This window comes from Bifidobacterium xylocopae (assembly GCF_003315615.1).
GTDB lineage: Bacteria > Actinomycetota > Actinomycetes > Actinomycetales > Bifidobacteriaceae > Bombiscardovia > Bombiscardovia xylocopae.
Window position 1 is genome coordinate 1 of sequence record NZ_PDCH01000016.1, and the last position, 14203, is coordinate 14203.

General features: G+C 48.2%; 13 protein-coding genes. 11 read left to right on the forward strand and 2 right to left on the reverse strand.

Annotated elements, in window-relative coordinates:
- A partial coding sequence (locus tag CRD59_RS07990; protein ID WP_161522304.1) for a hypothetical protein occupies nt 1-865 on the forward strand: 865 nt, incomplete at its 5' end.
- Nucleotides 866-1033: 168 nt separating this feature from the next.
- Here CRD59_RS07990 and CRD59_RS06555 read toward each other — a convergent pair.
- A complete protein-coding gene (locus CRD59_RS06555; RefSeq protein WP_113853894.1) occupies nt 1034-5299 on the reverse strand; it encodes an LPXTG cell wall anchor domain-containing protein in 4266 nt (1421 codons plus the stop codon).
- A gap of 381 nt (nt 5300-5680) precedes the next feature.
- Between CRD59_RS06555 and CRD59_RS07835 the strand changes: the two genes are divergently transcribed.
- The 10 genes from CRD59_RS07835 (at nt 5681) to CRD59_RS06590 (ending at nt 12687) form a co-directional block, all read left to right on the forward strand.
- On the forward strand, nt 5681-6208 hold the full coding sequence (locus CRD59_RS07835; RefSeq protein ID WP_127920953.1) for a hypothetical protein: 528 nt from the start codon (nt 5681-5683) through the stop codon (nt 6206-6208).
- Nucleotides 6209-6464: 256 nt separating this feature from the next.
- Nucleotides 6465-7202, forward strand: a complete 738-nt coding sequence (locus CRD59_RS06560; protein ID WP_161522305.1) for a replication protein RepA — start codon at nt 6465-6467, stop codon at nt 7200-7202.
- 403 nt (nt 7203-7605) lie between these two features.
- The gene (locus tag CRD59_RS06565) at nt 7606-8196 is read left to right on the forward strand and encodes a ParA family protein (protein ID WP_161522306.1); all 591 of its coding nucleotides are present in this window, start codon (nt 7606-7608) and stop codon (nt 8194-8196) included.
- A 79-nt stretch (nt 8197-8275) separates the two neighbouring features.
- A complete protein-coding gene (locus CRD59_RS07840; protein WP_127920954.1) occupies nt 8276-8479 on the forward strand; it encodes a hypothetical protein in 204 nt (67 codons plus the stop codon).
- A 104-nt stretch (nt 8480-8583) separates the two neighbouring features.
- Entirely contained in the window at nt 8584-8850 is a 267-nt protein-coding gene (locus CRD59_RS06570; RefSeq protein WP_113853897.1) for a single-stranded DNA-binding protein, read from the forward strand.
- Nucleotides 8851-8967: 117 nt separating this feature from the next.
- Complete coding sequence (locus tag CRD59_RS06575) at nt 8968-9288, forward strand: hypothetical protein (protein ID WP_145961769.1); 321 nt, start codon at nt 8968-8970, stop codon at nt 9286-9288.
- A gap of 128 nt (nt 9289-9416) precedes the next feature.
- Nucleotides 9417-9872, forward strand: a complete 456-nt coding sequence (locus CRD59_RS07845; protein ID WP_127920955.1) for a hypothetical protein — start codon at nt 9417-9419, stop codon at nt 9870-9872.
- On the forward strand, nt 9863-10330 hold the full coding sequence (locus CRD59_RS08380; RefSeq protein WP_113853899.1) for a YcaO-like family protein: 468 nt from the start codon (nt 9863-9865) through the stop codon (nt 10328-10330). The genes CRD59_RS07845 and CRD59_RS08380 overlap by 10 nt, the downstream gene beginning before the upstream one ends.
- Complete coding sequence (locus tag CRD59_RS06585) at nt 10314-11576, forward strand: nitroreductase family protein (RefSeq protein ID WP_127920956.1); 1263 nt, start codon at nt 10314-10316, stop codon at nt 11574-11576. The genes CRD59_RS08380 and CRD59_RS06585 overlap by 17 nt, the downstream gene beginning before the upstream one ends.
- 538 nt (nt 11577-12114) lie before the next feature.
- Nucleotides 12115-12687 carry a recombinase family protein gene (locus tag CRD59_RS06590; RefSeq protein ID WP_113853901.1) on the forward strand — a complete coding sequence of 191 codons (573 nt, stop codon included), beginning with the start codon at nt 12115-12117 and terminating at the stop codon, nt 12685-12687.
- A 493-nt stretch (nt 12688-13180) separates the two neighbouring features.
- Here the strand turns inward: CRD59_RS06590 and CRD59_RS06595 are convergent, their stop codons facing one another.
- Entirely contained in the window at nt 13181-14149 is a 969-nt protein-coding gene (locus CRD59_RS06595) for an Abi family protein (protein WP_113853902.1), read from the reverse strand.
- Nucleotides 14150-14203: the final 54 nt, after the last annotated feature.

Below are 14203 nucleotides of genomic sequence, written 5' to 3' on the forward strand. Positions count from 1 at the left end.
CCTCACACCTGCAGGGGTTAAAAAAGAGTCACAGCGCCAACCAGTCAAAACCGTTTACGGTAAAACCCTTGTCGGCTTAGTCGCGGTTGCTATAGTTTTCTTCCTGGTCACAGCCGCAGCAGGTGCCTTCAGGCACGTCACACAAAGGAGCCAGCATTACCAAGCATTAGCACAATGCCTGACCTCCCAAGAATCAGCAGCAAAACAAACCAAAGCACTCCAACAAGTACGGCAAACGGAACAGACCCTGAAAGCTAAGCAAGCAGTGCCACAGCAGGTACGAGACCCAAAGACGATAGAGAAACTACAAGGTTTACTCGAACAAGAAGTTCAAGTTCCCATTCCCTGCAAAGACACCATGCCCACCGCAGAACTACTTATCACGACCACCGCCAACCAAACACTCGAAGCACACAACAAGTCCCTCATCGCCACCACACGTAGTGCTGTGGTTTCGGTGTTGGGTTCGCGTGAGGTGTGGTTGGTGGGTGAGGCTCGTGGGGTTCTGGCGGGTCGGGTTGGTGAGGCATCGGCGCTGTTGGCATCGAGTGATGGCCGGGTGGCTGATGGTCGGGTGCGGACAGATCTGACGGCTGCGATTGATGCTGGTGTGCGGGTTAGGGACGATGCTGGCAGTGGTCTCAAGGAGCTGCAGGACGCCTCCCAGGCTCTGGTGGACGCTATGGGTGGGGTGAATGAGAGCATGCGGGTTAAGGCGGAGCAGGAGGCCCTGGAAGCGTCTGCGCCGGCACCAACGTCACCGCCCACACCCAGAAAACCAAACACACCACCCAACACACCACCACCCGATTGGAAGGTACCTTCTTCTGAGTTAAAAGGAGAGCAATTCCCCAATCATCTATGACAAGACAAGCAACAACGACTGTGATGCTACTTTTACATATTTATGTAAATACATAAATATGTAAAAGTAGAGGGACTATAGACCGTTAAACCACTGCGAAAGAAAAGGTGGGTGGTGCTTGTACAGCACCACCCACCAACAGCCTTGCGAATTTAGGCTGCAATATCCTTATTCATCGACAGACTGTCGTTCAGTAACCTCATGCTCAGTCACCGTGTGATCGTCACCTGCTTTCCTTAACGATTGAGCAAAAATCTTTTGCGCATATTCTGCAGTCTCCTCACGATGAGCATTGGCCTTCCTGTAAGCCAGCAGAAGAGACGCTGCCACAACCCCGAGGCCCAATGCCATCAGCAGGATTGAAGCAACCGCCACTCCAGTGGTAGCTAAGTCAGGGTCGCGAATACCGTTCCAGTCGTCTTCATTTGAAACCACCGGTGTCTCGAAACATGGCCCAGGGCGCTGAACTCCTGGTATGTCATCCCACGGGTCGTCATCCTCAACCGGGCATTCCACAATTGGTTTTACCGTGATATGCGCCCGATTAGTATGATGGTCACCATTCTTCACTCCGCGAAGGGTTCCCCTGGCTTCTGCTTCTTGGCCAGGCTTCAGCAAAATCTTATCTTTGCCTTCCCATTCGCCCGTAAAGTGGATGTCCTCGACCACACCGCTTCCCGCTATGGTCTGATCACCCAGATCAGCAAGAGCACCTTCCCAGGAGACCTTGCCAGTATTAATGATATGGAACCCGATTTCGGTGCCATCAACAGCATCATGAAGGGCTTGCTCAGGGGTATTACGATCACCATCGTTCACTCCAGACTTCACATCATATTTGATGATTTGCGCGCTCGGTGTTTGGTCAGGGGTGTCAGTTTCAACCGGATTAGATGGGCGAGGCACCCCGTTCAGAGTCTCAGTGAAACGGTTGGTGATATGTTCACCGACTTTAATCCGGGTCATCTGCACATATCCGCGCCATGCTTGCTCAGCCTTGTTATTGGCCGATACCAAGTCCAGATAACGTTTGGTGGCTTTTATGACAAAAGTACCACCTTCATCCTTGTAGGTGAACATCTCACCGCCCACCGTCTTTGGATTAAAGCCACTACCGGCAATCCTCATACCCTTACTGGCCACAACTTTGCCTGAAGCATCCAACAGGTCACGGGTAGCATATACTGCCCACTGACCGGTTGGCTTATCATAATCCACCGGATACGAGTCACTAATCGACCAGTCAGTGACAACAGGATAGGCACGATCAGGAGGCAAAACACTGCTATCTACCTGGTATAAGAACTGATGGTTGAGATACACCTGGTGTTTATTCATGGATTCGCCGCCGACTTGAACCACCACATCCTTAGAAGGATTAATCGGCTTCAACGGGTTACTCACCACATTAGTGACATCCTTGCGATCATTGGTAATTTGAGTGGCCGCATTCTTCACAATGTGGCCGTCAGTAACTTTAATTACAGTTACCGGCAGCACCACCTGGTAAGCATGCTTAAGCACAGTCTGGTCTATGGACGGATCTTTTAACGGATCCAACTTCCTAGAGCTATATTCCTGCAAGTCTGTTGGCTGCGGATCACCCTTTAAGGTCTCACCAGTGGCCGGCACTGGTGTATCGACAGTTTTAAAGAAGGCATAGGCGACACCGTCCTTGACTTGGATATTGAGCTTTTTGGTAACATCCTGGCCAGTTCCCGTATCCAAAACTTGGATATTCTGCTCATCCAGTTGAAGGTACTCATGGTCGTAGGCATCCACCATGCCCAAGCGTTGAACCTTGTAAGCCGGGTTCGTGAGCTTGGTGGCATCGAGAGTGATCCGGTAGTACAAGCGGTCACCCAGGAGTGCTGTCTTGCCATCAATGTTTATTGATGCTTGCTGCTGTGTGACCTGTTTGCCGGGTTTCAAATCGGGGGGAATATTGTACACAAGATTCGATGGGGTCAAGCTGTTGTTGAGTGTCAAACCCCAACGATTGTCAACCTTCGTATCCTTGGGAGCATCGTCGGCCACCGTTCCTTCAAACCGTACGATAATTCGTGGGTTTTGACCTTTACGCCAGTTGGCCGCAACGTACGCGTCGGAAAATATCAACTGGACACTATGGCTCTCATCTGACCATTTCGAAGCATATTGGCTTTTCGGAATAAACTTGCCGGTCACAAGATCAGTGACTTCCAGGGTCTGCTTGTCAACCTTCAGATAAGGTGAGTAAGTGTCAGTCACCGCAACACGAGTAACTTGATAGGCCAAGTCTCCGGGCAGCTTGGGCTCGGTCATGAGCCGGTATTCCACGCGCTGACCGGGGAATACTATCTTCCCGTCCACACTGTCCTGGTCTCCGCCCTGGCTGGCTTCCGACACGACATCCTTGTGCACTGGCGGTATATACCCGCAGATACGGGGTTGATTCGTGTTTATCTGCTGTTCGTTCACGGTTTCAGACCCGGCGTTAGTCAAATCGGAACCATTGGGATTTTGGCAAAACACCAATTCATCCCCCTCGGCCTTGCCCATGTCTTTACGCACCTGTCCGGCACCCTTGCCATGAGCAAAATCCACGACACCTGGCACTAACAATGTGAGTTGCTTAGGCTTGTCTAAACCTCGCAGGCTTTTAAGATAGTCAGGTTTAGCTGAAGCAACCACACTTGTGCCGCTCATGGTGACATCAAACTGTGAGGTAACGTCCTTGCCGGTATTCACGATGTTACTGACAGAACTCTTTCTATCCGATGAGGCGTCAGCTTCATAGACTCGTATCTTGGAAACATCCGTGGGCCCTTTAAATAGATAAGCAGCCTTTGCCCAGTCATCCTTTAACGGTAATTGCCGTGGAGCCTGAATCAGATGGGCAGCCACCGTACCATTGACCACACTCGCCACTTCGTCTCCATCAAGGAATTTATGATTATCCGCGCCAGTGGCATTCGTATGGTCAGGGTCAATCACAGCTTCCCACTGACCAGTAGCAGGATTACGGATAATCCAGGACTTATCAGGAGCAGGTCTCCAAGTAGGAAATTCATGGCGTTCAGTATGTTGGCTTGGCTCGTGGTTCCAATCGACTTTCGCCTGATCTTCTATTTTCGAAAAATCCGGTTTGCTGACTGTGACATCCAAATCAAAAGCCCACACATGATCCAGGGGCAGCATCCCATATGATGAGTGCTTATATGCGGCGGTAACCGTATTTGCCTGCTTGTTCCAGGAGATATCAAACATGGCGCTGATATCCTTATGGTCCGTCATGTCGGTGACTTTCATACCTGACACAGCGTATGGCACGCCATTGGGGGTAAGGGCATCGGTGAAGGTCATCTCATACCCACCCCTACCGGTACCGGATTCTATGTGAGTGTGATTGACCATACTGTCAGCCGAGGTTCCCTTATCAATGGTTTTCACCGGTGCAGCAGGTGGCACTGCCGATATTCTAAATACCTCTGCGGCATCGCGGTCAGCGGTATCCACCGGATTTGTCATATGCTGCTGCTTGCCTATTTGCACATCGAACCAATACGTGCCTTCCAGCCAATAGGGCATGCCCAAATCAGCGGGGGAGAAATCGGGAGACTGGGTGTCCCCCTCATTGGCGACAGTTACCGGTTTTCGAGATTCTTTGGCTGGAGCATACCCGTCAGGATGACCATCGTAATGCAAAATCACATCAGCATTAAGGTTCTCTCGTATCGGACTACCATTGGCTGAGACATGAATCAAATCATGTACAGGTTTGGTGTCACCGACCGCCATACCTCCACTCTGCTGATTAGTGGTTACTGTTAGCTGGTAATCGCGTGGTGGTTGCTTGTTGTTAGCAGCCACACAGACAATCTGCACACCAGTTGGATATGCCTGACCAGTAGCGGCAATTTGCTGGTAGAACTTGTTTTTGCCACGGTCAACCCAAGCGGCATCCCACCCGGCCAGGTCATTACCCATACCGTCTTGGGCGAGATAATCCCAATTTTTGTCGAATCGTGATTTAAAATCACCGGGATTAGTGCCATAGAAGCTGCCGCCAGTTACCGTTGCAGCCACGCCGATGACACGTGCCTGATTAGCGTCACCGTCAGATTTATCGGCTATAGCATTCGTCACCGCTTCTCGGCAGGCGTTGTACACCACAGTCCTATTGTGTGTGGTGTCGGTCAAGCCACCACTACCAAGTATGCGCTTATACGCATATTCGATGGAATCATCATTCCACCCCTGCGTAGGTGCTGTCACATAATTATTGTCATCGAAAAGGTAGAGGAGATCGCTGCCCGGCAGCGCCCCTCCCCCACCACCACCGACACCACCACCGCCTGATCCTATTCCTGCCATAGCGACGGTCGGTGACGCTAAAGCAGCCATAGCAGCCAATACCGCCACGGCAGGAATTAGCCTCTTACTGTGCTTCATCTGCTTTCTACTCCTTCATAATTAAGGCAAAGAAGGATGGCAGCGTGAAACGCGGGAGAACGCCGACGGAGTAATCAGTAAGAGTATCTGCTAAATTGTTGTTATGCGATAACAACTTACCTACTAGTAATGTCATCTTTGGGTTCTTGGTGGATCTCCACAGTTGACACTTTGTCGTCGCATTTGCCTTCCGGGATTTTTGTCCCGGAAGGCACTTTTTATTCCACGCTGCCTATTCCTTCCTCGAAGAGGTAGTTTCCCACCTCCTCAACTTCCGGTTACAACCAGACAAGAAACCACTGTTTTGTGTTCACACCGACTTCAGGTCTTTCTGAATCGTATCACGAATCACTTACCAAAGTTATAGTATACTGGACATTTATGGAATTAAATATCAGTTTACTGGCACTTTCACTGCTGGCGGTCGATGCTTCACAGCACCGAAAAAAGCCATCATCACACACCACCAAACCTACGAGAATCGATAACATGACAAACACTGCAAATTGGACAACAATCGATAAAGCGGCAATAGATGAAGTGGCCTCCTGGATGCAACAGACGTCTCCTCGCACCACAATCAGAGTCTACGCCCGCATACTCGGCTGCTCGTATCATAGGGCCTTGGCTCAGTTCCAGCATTCATATTCACCCTTATCTCTCGGAGATCTCACTAAACTATGCGAGTATTTTGGTCAGAATCCTGGACTCGCCTGGATGAAAATCCTTGACAGAGCCAGCAAGGATCCAGACGCACCAACCAGCGATGTCTCTTGGGCACAAAAGATGTTGGTGAAGTCCATTTCACCAACAGAAAACACGGTAACAGCCGATCAGCAGCCAGCATTAAAGATTGAAGGAATACCGGAAAATAGCCGATTCGAGGACAGCCGAGCCCATGCTGTATAGTCACTACTGTAGGTAAAAAAATCCCGCCAATGCTGGAACACGGGCGGGACTTATAACTAAAAATACATCCAAGAGAAAAGTATACCACATGCCAAGTATCCACCAAACCCAGTGGCAGCAGTTGAAAGGCCAAAAACGGGTATATATTATGCCCGATTTTTGCCAATTCTCGCTCCCCTATCGAACCCCGCAATCATCAGAACCGTGGATCAGGTACAATGGGCGGCGCACCTTCCAACTCACACCACTCCAGCACATGGCTAAGGGAGAGCTCGTCACCTTATGGCCCTCGGGCAAGTATGCCCGTCTGATGCTGATTTGGATATCCACGCAGGTCACCAGAGCCCAAGACTCCAATAATCACACTATTCCCCTCCCCCAGAGTCTCAGACAACTTATGCGTGATCTTCACATCTCGCGTGACCCTCGCGGCACTGATTACAGGCTCTTCCGCGAGCAACTGCAGGCCATTAGTTCTTTGCATATCAACATCACCGACGATTTAAGTACCGATACAGAAGAAATGTATGAGACCCAGACCATAACGATGGCGACGAAAACGAAAATCGGCTGGACTTATAGTCCTGGAGATGAGGGCCATATTAACGGCTACATCACATTGACCGATGAGACCTGGGACAAGATGAAGAAAAGCGTTCCCCTGGATGACGAAGTACTTGAAGTGCTTGTGCAAGCCTACCGTGGTCATGGACAGTTGATTGACATTTACATGTGGCTCTCTCTACGGATATACGGGCTCAACCACTCAAGCAGAATGCAAACCTCCGTAATCACATGGAAACAGCTGGAAGCACAGTTTGGCGGGTCCTTCCATGAGCGTAAAGAGTTCACCAGATCCTTTAAATCAGCCCTGGAAAAAGTAGCGGCTATATGGCCTGGGCTTCACTATGAGATTATCGACAAAGAAGGCATCGTTTTGAAACGCTCCAGGCAAAGCGTTACACCAAAACGTAAGCCGTCCAATACCCAATAAACAACGAGCATCAACCAAGTCAACTACTGAGCTTAATCATAAGTTATCCACGTACTTAAACTACACCAGAGCAACGTACTTAAACTACACTATGACGGAGTTATCCACGTACTTAAACTACACCACGAACGTACTTAAACTACACCGGTGTAAGGATTTTGCCTTACTCCTCATTGAGGTTTCAGCTACTGCCTATAGTTACCTATAGTTTCTTACCTATACATAGTTACCTATATTAGCTACAAATTATCCTACGCTGACTGAAAGGTGAGAAGTTCCAATTACACCTGTGCAGTTATGAATGAGTATACGCTCATTTACGCAAATGTGTATTTATGTATTTACATATTTATGTTTTTCCTATATACTAGCCTTACCTACTACAACACGGAAAGAAATAGAAATGGCTCACTTCATTACTATCGCCAACACAAAGGGCGGGGTAGGGAAAACAACCTCGACCATGCTTATCTCACAAGAACTCGTTAAACGTGGGAAAAAAGTGGAAGTCAGAGATACTGATCCTTCTGGTGGAGCTACAAAATGGAAGATCCTGGCGAAAGAAAGCGGCACCCCGCTGCCATTTCCTGTCAGATCAGCAAACATTGCTGAGGTCGGAGAAGACCCCGATGACCCAGACACTTGGGTCATCATTGATACCCCACCTCTGCAAGCAGAAATAATACAAGCAGCAATAGATGCGGCAGACCTAGTGATTATCACGACCCAGCCCGGAAGGCTCGACTTACAGAGAACTATCGATACGGCAAAAGCAGTCGGAAAACCTCTTACCATCTTAGCAACACATGTTATAGCCAGATCAAGATCCTGGCAGCAGCTACAAGAGGAACTAACTAAAGCCGGCCTCAGCCAGATGAAAGCCTACATCCCATCAAGAGAGGCAATCAAAAATGCTACAGGCACCTCCGACCTTCCCCATGGAACACGGTATGACGAGGTCGTACAAGAAATATTAGACGCTTTCAGCGAATAGAGACAGGAATTATGTATATGCATATATAAGTATGTACTTATATACTTATATATGTAGTCGTGAAGCAAAGTGAGGAACCATGCCCATTGACCTTAAACATAAAGCTGAAATAAAACTAGCAGATACTCTTTCAGACAAAACAAGAAAATCAAAACCCACTGTAAGACGGATGAACCTCATCGTTCCAGAAGAAATCTATAAAATACTCGCGACGAAAAGAATTGATACCGGTAAATCTATGACAGCTCTGATCATTAATGCCATTGAAGAGTGCTATAAATAGCCATCGTGCTTGCTACAGTTAAGCATGACACAAGATACTCGGTCTAAGATCCACCAATCATTCAAGCCGAGCATCGTACACCATATAGTAGGTAAGGAATACACATGGCATTCTATTGCGACAAGATGACCTGGAAAGCAGGAAATCTCACCAAAGACCCATATTTTCGAACATACCCCGACGGCAACGAAACCGTCTATCTTTCTTTAGCCATAGACCACGAAAAAGACAACACCGAATACCTGGAGCTCCAGGGGAGAGGCCAAATCAAAGAATATATACGCACCGAAACTTTCAAATCCGGCGACTTCGTAATCGCTGGCGGCACATTGGGAACCAGAAAAAACAGTCTCGCGAAGTACCAATCCTAAGGTTAGCAATAATAAGCCACGAGACAAGTCTCAATTATGAAATCCTCAACTGGGATTATTTAAAAGCAGGTACAAGGAGGTAGACAACAAACACAATATCAGATGAAAGGTAATATCATGGCAGAGCTATCCTATGTTGAATCGGTCCTTCTTGACCTGATCAAGAGTAGACTATCGCAAAATGCGGAGACCGAAGTGAAAACGTTCCTGGTGGAAATCCAAGGAAATAGAATTATCGGCGTCAGTGATGACCTGATAAGCAGGGTGCAGGAAGATATAGAAAAAGACCCCTCCATAAGTGAGATACGAAAAGTATGGCAACGTGAGCGTGGGGGAGTCTATGCTGCTGAAGAGTTTGACCGAGCTATAGCAACCAGTATCGCCCACATCCTTTCTAACAAAGAGTTGTTAAAGGAGTTTGGCATCCTGTCCAACTAACCGTTCATCTGGGAGGGACGGTGGGTAGGTTGCTGTTACAATGTATGAAAGCGTAAATACGTAAATACATATATAAATAAATAAGTAAACATGTATTTATGTATTTCTGTTTTTAAGGAAGTAGAACCATGCATACGGACAGGCAGAATATACAAAATATTGAGAAACAGGGCAGTATAAAGGCGAAAACTGCTAAAGCCTTTGCACTGCTTCTTATACTTGGCGTATTTGTCAGTGTAGGTTCACTATGGGTCGCCTATAGAAAATCGACTGCCTTACGCCGGTGTAACGAGGCATACGCACGGGCAGAACGCGTAAAAAAAGCATATAGTAAAAAGCTGCACGGTGAAAAACTGCTTAGTGCTGAGCAAGTGCCAACAGGGCAGGTTACAGATCCTCAAACCGTGACAAAGTTGGCAGAACAAATCTTGTTAAAGCCTCCAGCCATACCTGCATGTGAAGCCGGTAGTGTCAATGCACTTAAAGAGCAATCTGCACGGCTTGAAGACAGCGCCAAATGGTTCACCAGCCACAATAAGGCGTTAGATAGTGCTGTGGTTAAGGCACTAACAAAATACTACTAGGGTTCGGTTCCCATGCAGATGTCAGCCGTGCTGCAACCCGTGCGGTTACAGAGGTTATCCAATTTCAAGCATCACTTCCAGAAGAAGTCATAGGAGATAATCTTCCCGATCGCTTGACAGGAAGTGAGGCAATAGATTGGTATACATTCCAAACCCTAGAGGCCAATGACTTTTTACTCCCACAAGGGCAAATAGATCCTTCTCAATACAGAGCCCAACGAGAATATGATGTCAAGCAATTAATAGCCGCGATTGAATCCGTGGGTACCACAGTCTTCCTGTTAGATGCGACTCGGCCAGATATCGGTATCCCTGTTGTGCGATGTGTAGCGCCTGGATTGCGGTCTTGGTGGCGGCGGCTGGCACCTGGTCGCCTATATGACGTGCCGGTACAACTTGGCTGGCTTACAACTGCACATACAGAAGAGGAGATGAATCCAATTGGCATGTTCTTCTGATATTTCAAAAATCTACGAGCAATATCCCGACGGCAGAACGTTCTCATTTGATGATGAGACGACAGATTCACCTGGCGCGTATGCAGAGAAGTATCGAGAAATAATCCATGATGCAGGCCAAGGCCTAACACAAGGTGTTATCGAAGTCGGTGGAACCGAAATGATAACCATACGTGGTGTCCATCAACCTGCAGCGGATATGATTCTAGACAAGGGTGAATCAACAACCACGCCTATTCTCTCCCCGAGCGTGTATATGCGACAAGTTACAGCTCAGCAGTACAGTCTCGAGAGCTTAACTTCTCCAACAACACTCTACTTGCAAAGCGACATCCTTCCTTGGGTGTTAAGTTTGAAGGAAGCACCTAAGTATTTTTCAAATCTTTTATGGCGTTTAAACTTCATAGAGGACAAAGACACAGTTTCCCATGCGATACTGCCGTTCGAAGATGAGCTAAGCCTCAAATATGCGAGATTCGGGTCACACAAAAACGGCTATGGCGGAACATACTATTTGGCAGAAGAACATCCAGAACTCTTGCAAGAATCCCTCAACCCTGTGGTGCCGTGTGAAAATACGCTAAAACTGCCGCTAAGCCGAATCCACGAAATCTCTTTGAGTGACGCCATGCATAACAGAAGAAGCTCCCGGGATCATTCCACTCCGCCGGCAGCGCTAGAAGATATTCTGACGCTTCTCTCATTATCTGCTCAGGGTAACCCCTCAGGGACTGGCGTGAGAAACGAGCCACTGTATCGTTTCCCATATCCTTCAGGGGGTTCCCTGGGAGAACTAAGATTCCTCGTAATAACTAATCGTGTCACGTTAAACGGTGATGAACTAGGGAAAAACTGTTTTGAATACCAACCTTTGAGCAACACTACTTACAAGCATCGTGTTGGCGAGAAAGCATTAAGTAAGCTAATTAAGCTATATTCCAATATGCCAGGTATTCCTCCAGAAGAGTTGCAGTGTTTGATTATTGTGCTGGCAGATGCGGCAAAAGTAGCTGCAAAGTATGAATCCGTAGCCCCAGCACTGATCTACAAGCATGTGGGAGCATGGATGCAAACGGCATATCTCACAGCCCTCCAACTCCCACTATCTGTCTGTTCTTTAGGTGGAGGGCCCACTGATGTTATGCAGAGGCTATTCTGGTTTGAGGATTCGCCCCTAGTCCCTGTCGGCGAAATGGTGTGCGCAAGGAGGACCGACAATGTTTCTAACAGTGGTCATAATCTCTAGCTATGTGTTTCTTATCCTCGCTTCATTAGGAGTGGTGAATCTTAAGAATGAGGGCGATGACGAGGAAGATACAATATCTAGAGGAAGCTTTGGTAGAGCTTCCAAGTGGATGCTGTTATGCTTCACCCCTGGAGTAGTGGCATATCTCCTGAATGCTTTTATCCCCGCAGTACATGTTCCATCGTCACTCACTGCAACACTCATTTCCGGAGGATTCATTTTAGGATTCTGCTTTTTCTATGTAACAGAGAAACGACTAAGAAATCGTCGCAGATCCGAAATGAAGAAACCAGAATAGTTCAATATCATCCGTCAAGTCTTCTGTGTCAGATAACTATAAGGGCAGAATTCACATTCCCTATTTACCGATAACAACGCCGAAAGCAGCGTCTATTAAACGGTCGTTTATGGTACAGGCGTCAAGATGAAGTCCCAGGGACCTATCTCATTGAGTTTTGTGTACAAAAACCCGTCTAAAAATCAATGTATAGTTAATGATTGGTAAAGATGGGTTTTAGTACAAATGGAAAGGTCCGTCATGCTCATTGGGTATGCCAGGGTCAGCACGCTTGAGCAGAATGAAGATCTGCAGGTGGATGCTCTAAAAGCTGCGGGATGCGATAGGTGGTACGTGGATCACGCCTCGGGTGCGAAGGCCAGCAGGCCGCAGCTTGACAAGATGTTCGAGCTCCTGCGTGAGGGCGATGTGCTAGTGGTCTGGAAACTTGACCGTCTTGGACGTAGCGTACAGAACTTGATTGAGCTCATAAACCGGCTACACAAGATGGGCGTCGGATTCAAAAGTTTGACCGAGCAAATGGACACCACCACTCCCGGAGGTACTCTGGTGTTCAACGTTTACGCATCTATGGCGCAGTTTGAGCGTGACTTGATTCGAGAGAGAACCAATGCCGGCCTGCGGGCCGCCCGTGAACGTGGCAGGGTCGGTGGCCGGCCGAGTAAGCTTACCCATGACGATGAGGTTATGATCCGGCAGCTCTATGAATCCAGGACTGTTACCGTTCGGCAGATAGCTGATAGGTTCAGTGTCTCCAGGGGAACTATTTATAGAGCAATCGAGGCAGGTGGCGTCGCACAGACGGAAAATTAATGGGCACCTGTTTTATGGGTGCAGCGAGTGAAACATGGATTTATTGGCTGTGATGCATGAGTTGTTGTGGGGCCGGCAACCCCACACCCCGCCGAGCTGACTCAGCTCGACCAGTAATGCCTCCGGCGGCTGCCGCACGGGTAACTGCGTGACCCGTTTGCCTCTAGGAAGAGGTTCTAAATGCCGGCGGAATGAAGACAGTCAGGGAAGTACTTCTACGATAGATATTCGATTGGTAGTGGCCCCGTCGGTTTCAATAGCGTTTGCGCTATAGTCTAGGCTACAGTTGAATAATGGATGGTGAAAGCAATAGCTGCAGTGGCGGCATCAATTTCGATTATGGTGAATTCTGCCGGCAATGCGATTTCATCGATCATCTTTATTCTGGTGCAGTTCTTACCAAGGATGAGATGGAGGAGGAGTATAGATTGCTGCTGCTCGGGGATCTTCCTGGCCCAGAATCGCTTCTAGACCCAACCCTGTCTAGGATTGCTTACTGCCAGATTGGCAATGACTGCCAGTTCGCAGGGAATCCCATCTGATTGAGCGGAATGTTCGGGTAACGGTTCATGAGGTTGACAAAGTTCGTTCGCCACTGAGCGACACCTAATTGCTTCAGCAAGTAGTATTCCATAGTCAGGAAAGCCGCCGGACCCTTGGTTGTGCGGAAGGGGTCCCAATCATTGCCCCACCAGACAGGGTTATTGGGGTTGGATCTAGGTATGGCTGGCTGGAGTTTCTTGCTCTTGGAGTTCCATAAGCGCTCGTGGTGGGCGGCCATGTTGCGAGCCACACGTAAGGTCTCCATCCAATCTCCCAGAAGTCGTTCATTACCGTGGCTGACCTTGCCGGTGACGATTCCCAACTTTGCAGCGAGATGCTCTTTAATGCTGGAATCTGCTCCCTTGTATAAGGATATTTTGAATTCGCCGTAAGTCATGCTATCCACGAGCATCCATACCGGTGGTAATGCATCGGAATATGTTCTTTTGAAATGTTCCAGATGTGGGAGTGATGATCTTTCGAAGTCACGTAAGAAACAGTTGAGCGCTTTTTGGTATTCTTTTAGCGATAGATTGGGTAGGTCTGTGGCTTGTATGTACCCCAGTGGTCCGTTGGCCTTAGCCAGCTCTGAAGATATATTGCTTTTGAGGAACACTTCGATGGTGACGATACCATCAAAGACAATGTTCCTGAGCTCCTGATCAAAGGTATAACGTTCCTCGATGGTATTCCAAGCGGTTCCTGGTTGAAACGGCAGTTTCCTCTTGCCGATATTAGTTTGGTCTTTGGTGAGGAACGGGTACCAATATCCCTTAAGCCGATAATATCCAGCCAAGTCAATTTTCTGAGCGAGGTCGTGTTGACTGATGCCGGAGAGACCGTTCTGTATCAGCATAGCGGCCAGACTGGCCGAGCTCTGATAAGGATGCGACGGGTACGGAATACGAGCGGTGGTCATCTCAGTTACATCCCCTTTAGGTAAAGAAAATGCCGCCCTAGTGTGCACATCATA

Bases quoted from the DNA above. Each gene is read 5' to 3' on its own strand.
- CRD59_RS06560 (WP_161522305.1), top strand. From the start codon at position 6,465: ATGGCTAAGGGAGAGCTCGTCACCTTATGGCCCTCGGGCAAGTATGCC.
- CRD59_RS07845 (WP_127920955.1), top strand. From the start codon at position 9,417: ATGCATACGGACAGGCAGAATATACAAAATATTGAGAAACAGGGCAGT.
- CRD59_RS06590 (WP_113853901.1), top strand. From the start codon at position 12,115: ATGCTCATTGGGTATGCCAGGGTCAGCACGCTTGAGCAGAATGAAGAT.
- CRD59_RS06570 (WP_113853897.1), top strand. From the start codon at position 8,584: ATGGCATTCTATTGCGACAAGATGACCTGGAAAGCAGGAAATCTCACC.
- CRD59_RS06565 (WP_161522306.1), top strand. From the start codon at position 7,606: ATGGCTCACTTCATTACTATCGCCAACACAAAGGGCGGGGTAGGGAAA.
- CRD59_RS07835 (WP_127920953.1), top strand. From the start codon at position 5,681: ATGGAATTAAATATCAGTTTACTGGCACTTTCACTGCTGGCGGTCGAT.
- CRD59_RS06575 (WP_145961769.1), top strand. From the start codon at position 8,968: ATGGCAGAGCTATCCTATGTTGAATCGGTCCTTCTTGACCTGATCAAG.
- CRD59_RS06555 (WP_113853894.1), bottom strand. From the start codon at position 5,299: ATGAAGCACAGTAAGAGGCTAATTCCTGCCGTGGCGGTATTGGCTGCT.
- CRD59_RS07840 (WP_127920954.1), top strand. From the start codon at position 8,276: ATGCCCATTGACCTTAAACATAAAGCTGAAATAAAACTAGCAGATACT.
- CRD59_RS06595 (WP_113853902.1), bottom strand. From the start codon at position 14,149: ATGACCACCGCTCGTATTCCGTACCCGTCGCATCCTTATCAGAGCTCG.